This is a genomic window from Mesorhizobium sp. WSM4828 (genome assembly GCF_055811175.1).
The window spans coordinates 1-9,688 of the sequence record NZ_JBVVQK010000067.1 but is presented as its reverse complement, the minus strand read 5'-3'; the positions used below and the strand labels follow the sequence as shown (position 1 = coordinate 9,688).

The 9,688-nt window shown below is 60.9% G+C and carries 9 protein-coding genes; 1 reads left to right on the top strand and 8 read right to left on the bottom strand.

What is annotated here, in order from left to right; all coding sequences use genetic code 11:
- The 8 genes from AC0L2X_RS32060 to AC0L2X_RS32025 form a co-directional block, all read right to left on the bottom strand.
- The coding region (locus AC0L2X_RS32060) for a Re/Si-specific NAD(P)(+) transhydrogenase subunit alpha (RefSeq protein ID WP_473601168.1) at nucleotides 1-1,225 on the bottom strand (1,225 nt) is incomplete at its 3' end.
- 149 nt (nucleotides 1,226-1,374) lie between these two features.
- Entirely contained in the window at nucleotides 1,375-2,520 is a 1,146-nt protein-coding gene (locus AC0L2X_RS32055; protein ID WP_473601167.1) for a Gfo/Idh/MocA family protein, read from the bottom strand.
- 56 nt (nucleotides 2,521-2,576) lie between these two features.
- Nucleotides 2,577-3,314, bottom strand: a complete 738-nt coding sequence (locus tag AC0L2X_RS32050) for an SDR family oxidoreductase (RefSeq protein ID WP_473601166.1) — start codon at nucleotides 3,312-3,314, stop codon at nucleotides 2,577-2,579.
- The gene (locus AC0L2X_RS32045; RefSeq protein ID WP_473601165.1) at nucleotides 3,311-4,123 is read right to left on the bottom strand and encodes an HpcH/HpaI aldolase family protein; all 813 of its coding nucleotides are present in this window, start codon (nucleotides 4,121-4,123) and stop codon (nucleotides 3,311-3,313) included. Before AC0L2X_RS32045 ends, AC0L2X_RS32050 begins: the two co-directional genes overlap by 4 nt.
- Nucleotides 4,120-5,091, bottom strand: coding sequence for a phosphoglycerate dehydrogenase (locus AC0L2X_RS32040; protein ID WP_473601164.1), 972 nt, complete (start codon nucleotides 5,089-5,091; stop codon nucleotides 4,120-4,122). The genes AC0L2X_RS32045 and AC0L2X_RS32040 overlap by 4 nt, the downstream gene beginning before the upstream one ends.
- Nucleotides 5,092-5,103: 12 nt before the next feature.
- Nucleotides 5,104-6,237, bottom strand: a complete 1,134-nt coding sequence (locus tag AC0L2X_RS32035) for a Gfo/Idh/MocA family protein (protein ID WP_473601163.1) — start codon at nucleotides 6,235-6,237, stop codon at nucleotides 5,104-5,106.
- A 212-nt stretch (nucleotides 6,238-6,449) separates the two neighbouring features.
- Nucleotides 6,450-7,523, bottom strand: coding sequence for a LacI family DNA-binding transcriptional regulator (locus AC0L2X_RS32030; RefSeq protein WP_473601162.1), 1,074 nt, complete (start codon nucleotides 7,521-7,523; stop codon nucleotides 6,450-6,452).
- Nucleotides 7,524-7,660: 137 nt separating this feature from the next.
- Nucleotides 7,661-8,629, bottom strand: a complete 969-nt coding sequence (locus tag AC0L2X_RS32025) for a Gfo/Idh/MocA family protein (RefSeq protein WP_473601161.1) — start codon at nucleotides 8,627-8,629, stop codon at nucleotides 7,661-7,663.
- An 84-nt stretch (nucleotides 8,630-8,713) separates the two neighbouring features.
- On the opposite strand from AC0L2X_RS32025, the gene AC0L2X_RS32020 reads away from it, so the two are divergent.
- Complete coding sequence (locus tag AC0L2X_RS32020) at nucleotides 8,714-9,610, top strand: sugar ABC transporter substrate-binding protein (protein ID WP_473601160.1); 897 nt, start codon at nucleotides 8,714-8,716, stop codon at nucleotides 9,608-9,610.
- Nucleotides 9,611-9,688: the final 78 nt, after the last annotated feature.

The following is a 9,688-nucleotide window of genomic DNA, read 5'->3' as shown; positions in this document are numbered from 1 at the left end:
TCGCAGCCGGCTTCGCCGAAGCCTCGGCAACCATCGTCTTGGCCGGAATGGCCGGCGGTTCGACATGTTGGCCCTTTAGCGGCGCCTGCTCGGCCCTGGCGAAGGCCGGATGCACGACCTTGCCGCCATCGGTCAGCATGGTCGCCTTGACCAGTTCGTCGTCGCGGTTGATGGCAAGCGTCTTCGTCGCCTTGTCGACCAGCGTCTCGAGGAAGGCATAGAGGTTCCTGGCATAGAGAAGCGAAGCGGAGGCGGCGACGCGACCGGGAACGTTGAGATGGCCGACGATCTTTACCCCGTTGGCCGTGGTCACCACCTGCCCCGGAACAGCGCCCTCGACATTGCCGCCACGCTCGACCGCAAGGTCGACGATCACCGAGCCGGGTTTCATCGAGGCGACCATTGCCGCCGAAACCAGCTTCGGCGCCGGCCGCCCGGGGATCAGCGCCGTGGTGATGACGATGTCCTGCTTGGCGATGTGCTCGGCGGTCAGCGCCGCCTGCTTGGCCTGATACTCCTTCGACATTTCCTTGGCGTAGCCGCCGGCCGTCTCGGCCGCCTTGAACTCCTCGTCTTCGACGGCCAGGAATTTTGCGCCGAGCGAGGCGACCTGCTCCTTGGCGGCCGGGCGCACGTCGGTGGCGGTGACGACGGCGCCGAGGCGGCGCGCGGTGGCGATGGCCTGCAGGCCGGCGACGCCGACTCCCATGACGAACGCCTTCGCTGCCGGTACGGTACCTGCCGCCGTCATCATCATCGGCAGCGCCCGATCATATTCGGCAGCCGCGTCGATCACCGCCTGGTAGCCGGCGAGGTTGGCCTGGCTGGAAAGAACGTCCATCGATTGCGCCCGGGTGATGCGCGGCATGAACTCCATCGAGAAGGCAGTAATACCGGCCCTGGCAAGGGCTGCGACCGCAGCATCGTTGCCGTAGGGATCCATGATCGCGATCACGGCAGTGCCCGGCCGATACGCTTTCAGCTCGGCATCGCTCGGCCGGCGCACCTTCAGCACCACATCGGCCTTGGCAGCATCGCCGGCCCTGCCGATCGCGGCGCCCACCCGGGCGAACTCCTCGTCGGGAATGCGCGACGCCGTGCCGGCGCCGGTTTCGACAATCACGTCAAAACCCAGTGCCGCCAGCCGCTTCACCGTGTCGGGCGAGGCCGCGACACGCGGCTCGTTCGCGTCGAGCTCACGAGGGATGAAAACCGTCTGTCCCACCGCATGATCCTTTCGGCTGGAACCTGTCTGCGCAGGACGCCTGCCGGACTTCCGGCGATGTCACGGGCAAGGGTTTTGAAGAATTTACCGGAGAATAAAGCTGCCCCGACGAGATAGCTTCGCAGGGCACGAATGTCCAAGCGAAGCTCTCAGAATACTGTGCGTAAGATCTCACGCGAACCTGAGCTCGCCGACCTGTATGCAGCCTCGATGATTTCTATGACATGACGCGCATGTTCTGGCGAGGCGACCGACGTGCCGCCCGTCGATATGACATCGACCAGCTGCATGATGTCTGCAAACACATGTTGTTCCGGGATCTCACGGTGAACGCCCAGGATGTTTGGAAGTATCCATTCGTTCCCGCCAAACCCAGGTCTGGTACCTTTGTCAGGCGCCAGCATGGCCGTGTTACGCCCCTCATATTCATAGAACTCGCCATTTAGCGTCAGGCCCGCGATGGTCCCCTTGGTGCCAAAATAGGTTCCGCTAAAGTCGAGGGAGTTGCGGATTCCCCCCGCTGCCGTGCCGTACACCACCGCAAAAAGACTCTCTCCAAAGTCAAGCAGCATCAGTGTGTTGTCGTCGGCTTCCGTCGGAATGAGCTTTCCATTGAAATTGCGGTCTGAAACACGAACTCCCGACAGGGCAGTGACCGCCTTTGCAGGTCCCAGGATTCCTGTCATGCCGTGAAGGGCATACACCGTCATATCATAGAGCGGGCCTCCGCCGGGCTTCCGATAATACCAGGTCGGATCGATCGGAGTTCGCCCCGGGCCGAAGTCCCGCTCGGGTTCGGCCTCGTGGTAGGTATCGAACGCTGCCCCGCAGATCGCCCAGGCGACATCGCCAATCGCACCCTCCCGGATCATTTCCCGTGTCCTGATATTGTGAGGACGGAGCATCTCGCCCGGAGAAGAAACCATTCGCAGATTTCGCTGCCGCGCCAGATCGATAAGCTCAGTCGCTTCCGCGGTGGTGACGGTCATTGTCTTGTTGAAATGGACATGCTTTCCCGCAAGCAGGGCCTTCTTGCCCTGTTCATAGTGGAGGCCAATGGGAGTCGCGATGGTAATCGCGTCGACATCCGATCGCGCCAGGAACTCGTCGTAAGAGGTAAATGCCTGGGTGATCCCGTACTGGTGTGCAGCTGTCTCGACACGGTCCACCACCGGATCGCACAACGCCGTCAGCAGGACCCTGTCACGAATGTCATCCTGCACAAGATGGGGGATCAGCCCCCGGATGCTCACTGTTCCGACACCCACAACGCCGAACTTCAACGGTTTGACCATCTCGGACCTTCGTCTCTCTGCCTCGTTGTCATCTGAAAGTTGCCGGAGCGCGGTTCCTAAAGAAGCGTCCGGCCACCATTCACTGCGAATTTCTGGCCCGTGATAAAGCTTGCTTTCGGCGATGCCAGAAAAGCGACCATGTGGGCTATGTCATCGGGCGTGCCAAAATGGCCAAGCGGGGTCCGGTCGAGATACCAGCTGCGGCTGGCCTCGGGCACGTCGGCGTGACGCTCTACCGGCACCCATCCCGGCGCGACAAGGTTTACTGTTATGCCCTCCGGTGCGAGCTCCTTGGCCCAGGACCGCGTCATTGACAGCATCGCTCCTTTTGCCGACGCATAGTTGCCGAAATTCGGGTTACCAAGCTCGGCTATCTCTGAGCCGATATTGATGACCCTGCCAGAGTTGCGGGCGCGCCAGTCCGGCAACACAAGCTGGAGCAGTTCAAGCGGCGCCTTGACGAAGAACTCGAGCTGGTCGAGGTACGTTCGCCAGGACTGCTCCAGCAATGGCATTTCCGGCTGCGGTCCCGTTGCATTGTTCACGATGAGATCGACCGGTCCGAGAGCGTCGCGTATCCGATCCAGGCCGTCACGCAGCTGGTCTCTGTCAACGACACTGAAGCGTGCCGCAAATGCCTTGCCCCCACCCGCCTCGATCGTGCGTACGACCTGTGAGGCGCTTTTTTCGTCGCTGGCATAGTTGACTGCCACTGCCCAGCCATCTGCCGCCATGCAGCGGGCCATGACGGCACCCAGTCCACGCGATGCGCCGGTTATCAAAGCTACGTTCATGATCTGGGTTCCATCAAAGAAGTTTCAGTGCCTTGGCGGGTCGAAATGTCGAATGCGGATCGGAGAGAGCGAGCTCCCTCCTGCAGAAAGGTCTGGTCGCTCGACAGCAGGAAAAGGCTGGACCCCAGTGCCAGCCAGCCAGGAAGTTCAGCAAGATCCGAGACGAACATGCCCGTGCGCATCCCGGCTTCGGCGGCCTTCCGGCAGATTTCATCGACCGCTTCCACCACCTGTGGATCTTTGGGAGAAGCAGCCCCCATCGAAATGGTGAGATCAACGCGGCCGATGAACAGACAGTCCAGGCGTTCGACGCGGATGATGTCAGACAGATTGTCGAGAGCTTCCCGGTCCTCGATCTGGGCGATTACGACTGTGTCCTCCGTCGACCGCTCCCGGTGTTCAGCCATCGGTTTGGTTGTGTAGCCTGCCGCACGCGTTGACCCTGCGTAGCCGCGGCCGCCAGGACCGAACAGGGCGCCCCGCACCAGCCGGTCAGCCTCTTCACCACTGCGGATGTGCGGCGCGACAACCCCCACGGCACCCGGATCAAGGCAGTTCAGCAGGCTGTCGGCCGATGCCGTGCCGGGACGGACAAGAACTGGCATACCGAGCGCACGGGCAGCGAAGATCGACCCGTCCAGGTCGCCACGATCGAAAGGTGCGTGCTCGGCATCGAGACACAGGACATCCAGTGTCGAGCTCGAAAGGACTTCAACCACAGTGCGGCTGGGCGTCTTGATCCAGGTGCCGATGAGCGGCGCGCCAGAACGCAGTCGCGAGCGAAACGAAGGGGCAGGATGCGCGCTCATTGGCTCCCCCGGATGGCGTCACGGTTGACGACGGTGTCGGGCATTCGTCCTGCAAGCACGTCAAGAACGGACTGTGTTGCCGACCCAGTCATGCGCGCTATGGATTCATGGCTGATGCCACCCATATGCGCTGCACAGACCAGATTGGGGACATCGCGAAGGGTATCGGCGCCCGGTGGCTCCGTTTCGAAAACGTCGAGACACGCGCCGCCCAGGCTTCCCTCCCGAAGAGCCTCGAAAAGCGCCTTTTGATCGACTACGGGGCCGCGGGATGTATTCACCAGAATGGCCGTGGGCTTCATCCGGGCAATTGCGCTGGCATCGATGAGGTGATTGGTCTCCCCGATGAGGGGAACATGGAGGCTGACGATATCTGAACGGCTCAGAAGCTCTTCGAAACTGGCAACCTTTTCGGCGTCGGCAAGCGCATCGACCTGAGCATCGAAAAAGCAGATGGTGACCCCAAAACCGGCAAGTCTGCGCGCCACTGCGCGCCCGATGGTACCTGCGCCAACAAGCCCAACGGTTTTGCCCGGCAGTTCGCCGGGCGTCAGTGGACCTACGCGCTCCCAGCGGCCGGCCTTGACCGAGTTGTCCTGCTGCGGAATCTTGCGAACGGCCGAAAGGATGAGCGCCAGCGTGTGATCTGCCACGGTCTCGGCGTTCATGCCCGGGGTGATTGCGATCGCAATTCCCAATTCATCAGCCATGGCGCGATCGATCGAATCGAAGCCGACGCCGACCCGCGCAATTATCCGCAAATCCGGAAGCGCTCGAAGGACGTCCGCCGTGAACGGATCGGTGCTGACGATCGCAGCGGCACAACCTGCCGCCAGATGCGTCAATTCGTCGGGCGTCCGGACGCCAAGCTTCGGCGCGAGCACCAATTCATGGCCGGCATCCAGGAGGCGTCTGCCTGTGGTCGCGCCGTTGCGATCGAAGCCCGGCCAGCTGACGAAGATGCGCATCAGATTACCCCTTCACTCGTCTACGCTTCGGTAGGAGATGTCGACGCGCTGACCGAGGCTGGCGGCCCTGATCGCTGCATCGATGATTTCGGAGCAGTAGTACCCATCGCGGAACGTTGCTCCGATCGGAGCAACCTCGTGCAACCCGGCAATCGCACCCAGAATGTGAACGGCCTCATGGCTGAATGTGTCTACCCAACCGAGCGGATGGCCTGGCGGAAACCAGTTTGACTGGTAGGGATCAGCGCTTCGCATCACCGGAATTGTCCGGAAGGCCTTGTCGGCTCCAGCAACACGCAGCTCATTGAGACGCTGCATCGAAAACGCTAACGACCCCTTTGAGCCGTCGACTTCGATCCTGCTTGTAACCAGATGACCGCCAGCGACCCGTGAGGCCTCGACGACGCCGAGCGCGCCGTTGTCATAGTCGAACAATGCTGCAAACTGGTCGTCCGTCTCGATCCGGCCGCCATCGCTTGCAGCGCCGACCTTTATTCGCGTGACGGCCTGCACGGTGGTCGGATCTGAATTCATCAGGAAGCGGGAGAGATCAATGTGATGCGCTCCGAGATCGCCGAGCGCTCCCGCACCTGCAGCCTGCCTGTCATCGCGCCAGCTTTTCTCGCGTTTTGCATCGAGAGACGAGGAGACGAGAAATTGCGACCGGTAGTGAAAGATTTCGCCGATCTCGCCGGATTGGATGAGCTCACGTGCGAGCTGCAGCGCCGGGAAAAAGCGATAATTGTAAGCACACATGTGCTTGACGCCTGATTTGTGAGCTGCATCCCACATCGCAAATGCGTCATCTGCAGTCGGGCCAAGCGGCTTCTCGCAAAACACGTGTTTGCCGGCTCGGACCGCGGCGATTGTCGGCTCGACATGCAGCGCATTTGGACCTGAATTGTCGAACAGCTGGATCCTTTCGTCGGCCACGATATCGCGCCAGTCAGTGACACCCTGTTCCCATCCCAGCCGATTTCTGGCTGCTTCGAGCTTTTGCGCATCGCGCCCGTAGAGCGATACCAGCCTTGGGCGAGGCACGGCCTCCGGAGCAATGAGAGGCACATCGCGGTAGCCAAGCGTATGTGACTTGCCCATGAAGGCGTAGCCGATCATGCCAATGCCAATTTCGTTCGATCCGGCCATTCCGAGGTCCTGTTTCTGCAGTTTCGTCCGCTGCCAACCGATCCTGTCGAGCGTATGATCTTAAAATATGAATAGCTATGCAAAGTCAAGTCGGAACCTGAAATGTATGCAGGATTTGCCGCCGTCGTGGTGCCGGCTGCAGCGAATTGGGCGGTGCACGAGGCCAAGGCAGATGGAAATGGGTGTTCCGACGGAAGGGGCAGATGTCCGGGCTAGCGTGCGGTTGATTTTCGCTCGCAAAGCGTTCCGGGAACGAGGCGCAACCTGCCACCGCCGGCAGTGCCCTCCTGCCAGCGCAGCTTGAGCGCGGCGATGGCTGCGTCAACCATTTCCGCTCCATTCTGGCGGATCGTGGTCAATGAATAGGACGGCCAGCTCGAAAATGTCGCGTCGTCGAAGCCGGCAATCATGACATCTTCAGGAATGCGCAGGCCATACTCGACGCGGGCGCACTCCATTGCCCCGATCGCAGTCAGGTCGTTTGCGCAGAATACCGCGTCCGGCTTGCTGTCTCCCGCAAACAGGGTACGGGCAGCTTCATAGCCGCCTTCGTAGTGGAAATTGCCTTTTACAATCTCGACATCCTCGACACCCAACTCTTTCAGGCGCCCGACAAACCCCTGCTCTCGATCGGTATTGGCCAGCGTTTCGTTACCGGCGATGTAGGCGAATCGCGTTCCACCCTTCTGGAACAGGAGATTTGCAATCAGCCTGCCGCCCTCGACGTTGTCGCAGCAGACGGCAGAAACCCACTTGTTCTGCTGCCGTCCGTTGAGCAGGACGATAGGAATACGCATCTGGGCGCACTCGTCGGCAGCGTCTTTGGACATTATGGAAAGCGCCGATATGATGCCGTCGACGCGATAACGCATGATCAGGGGAATGGCTGCGTCGAAGTACTCGTTGTGATCGACGAAGAACACCAGGACCTGATAACCCTGGGCCTGAAACTGGCGGGTGAACTGCTCGAAGATGTTGGCGTAGTAGGGATTGTACATTCCGCCAATGACGATGGCGATCAGCTGCGAGCGATGCGTTACCAGGATGCGCGGAAGGATGCTTGGCTGGTAGCCAAGTTCACGCGCTGCCGCGATCACTTTCTCGCGGGTCTTTTTGCTGACGCTGGCACCCGGGGTAAAGGCGCGTGATACTGCCGACTGCGACACTCCGGCCAGCCGCGCCACGTCGATCGACGACGGCTGCACCCTGCCGCGGCCATCCGGGCCGCCAGCCGCATCTAGCATTGTCGGCAGCTTGCTGCCGTTTTCATCGTCCTGCTGCCGCACGCCAGACTCCGCCCCTGAATTGCAATGCACAAGCAGGCAGGTTAGCGATAATCTGGGCCATCGACAATGTCACGTTCGCAGCTGTGGACAGAAGTGTGGGAGCTGGCCGCCGGTCGAAGCGATGGCAGATCTGAACGTCATCGAGCGCCCTCGACCACTCGCTCCACCAGGTCGAAGGCCCTCAGGCCATCCCCGAGGCTGCACATCGGCTCGCCCCCGCATCGCAGAAGATCCGCGAGATGGTCAACCTCGGCCTGATAGGCGTCGCGATAGCGCTCCTGGAAGCCTTCATGGCGGCGGTCCAGCAATGTGCCTTCAGCCGAATCCTGGCGAACGCAGGTGACCCTGGGGTCATCACAGATAAGACGGCCGGCGGACCCGAAGACCTCAAGGCGCTGCTCGAAACCATGCACGGCCCGGCGGGTCGCCGAGATATGGCCTACCGGACCATCATCCCATTCCAGCTGCAGCGATGCGGTATCATGGTCGCCGATCTCGGCGAGGGCGGGATCGACGTTCCTGTCCAGGCGGGCGTGAACGCGGTCAGGCTGGCGTCCCACCAGCCAGAGGAGTTCGTCAAGGTCATGGACCACCATATCAGCGACGATTCCGCCCTGATGCGCCGTGACGGTTCGATCTGGCAGGGAAATATCCCGGCTTAGCTGGAGGATATGCTCGATTTTGCCGATGCCGCCGGCAGCTATCCGGCTCCGGACTTCACGCCGCATGGGATCGAAGCGCCTGTGAAATCCGAGTATGACCGGAAGGCCGGATCTGCCCACAAGGTCAATTGCCGCCTCGATAGAGCGGCGATCACGGGCGACGGGCTTTTCGCACAGCGCTGGCAGACCGAGAGTGACGGCCATCGCCAGATAGCTGACATGCGTGTCTGTCGGTGAGGCGATGACGATAGCGTCGGGCACTACCGCCCCTGCAGCCTCGCCCAGCGTTGGGAAGCAAGGTCGGCCCCAGTCTGACGCGAGACTGCCCGGTGCAAGGGTATCGACGAAGCCGGCGAGTTCCAGCCACGGATTGCGGTGAACGGAGCGGGCGTGCACTGCAGCTATTCTTCCGGTTCCCACAATGACGATCCGGTACTTGCGCATGGGTCAACTTTTCGATTGATTTTCAAGTGGCAGGCATGTAGCACAGGGACAAATGAATAGCTATGCATTTGTAGGTTTATCGAGATGCGACCTAAGCGCCTGAAGTTCTATGCGATCACCCACGATATCCTCGGCGACGTGTTCTGGGATGTCTTCCGCAGGGGGCTTATGGACGCTGCGGAGCGCTACGATGTCGATGTCGAGCACCTGAGACCGGGCAAATTTTCGCCCGAAATCCAGGCAGGCCTTATCGAGGGAGCCATGCATGCGCAGCCGGATGGCATCATCTCCACCATTCCGCGCGTGGAGGCGGTGGACGCGCCACTTCGTGCCGTCATCCAGCGGGGCATACCGGTCATAGCGATCAACGCCAGGGACCCGCGACCGCAAGGCGAACGCATTCCTTATCTGTGTTACATTGGCGGCGACGATGCCAATGCCGGACGCCTGGCCGGCAACTATCTGATCGGCAAGCTTTCGCCGAAAAGCGGGATGTGCGTTGATCATTACCTGCATGACCACATCTGCCATTCCGATCGCTATCAGGGTTTCGAACAGGCTTTCGGGGCAAGGGGCTTGAGGTCAGACCGGCTGCGCGTGCCTGGCGGTGATGCGGAAGCCTGTGCGCGGGCCGTCGCGGAATACCTGACCGAAAACACCGGCGTGGACGCTGTGCTCACACTTGGTCCTCCAGGAGCACAGGCGGTTATTGACGCCCGCAAACTGGTCCCCCACGAACGTCAGTGGGCCCACATGACGTTCGATGTTGCCCAGCCGCAGATCGATGGCATCCGGTCGGGCGACATTCTCGCCACGATCGACAGCCAACAGTATCTGCAGGGCTATTTGTCGGTGCAGCAGATGTGGCTGCATGTGGCGCAGGGCTTCACGATGGCTGACGACATCTACACTGGCCCGACCATCGTCGACGCTTCTAGTGTTGACGCAGCAGAAGACGGCGTAAGACGGGGTATCCGCTAGTCTAGTTTCCGTCCACAAACACGTGTATTTCGCAGCGTTTACAGAGGTTTATGCTAGGCTGGGTCGCCTTAGCGACGG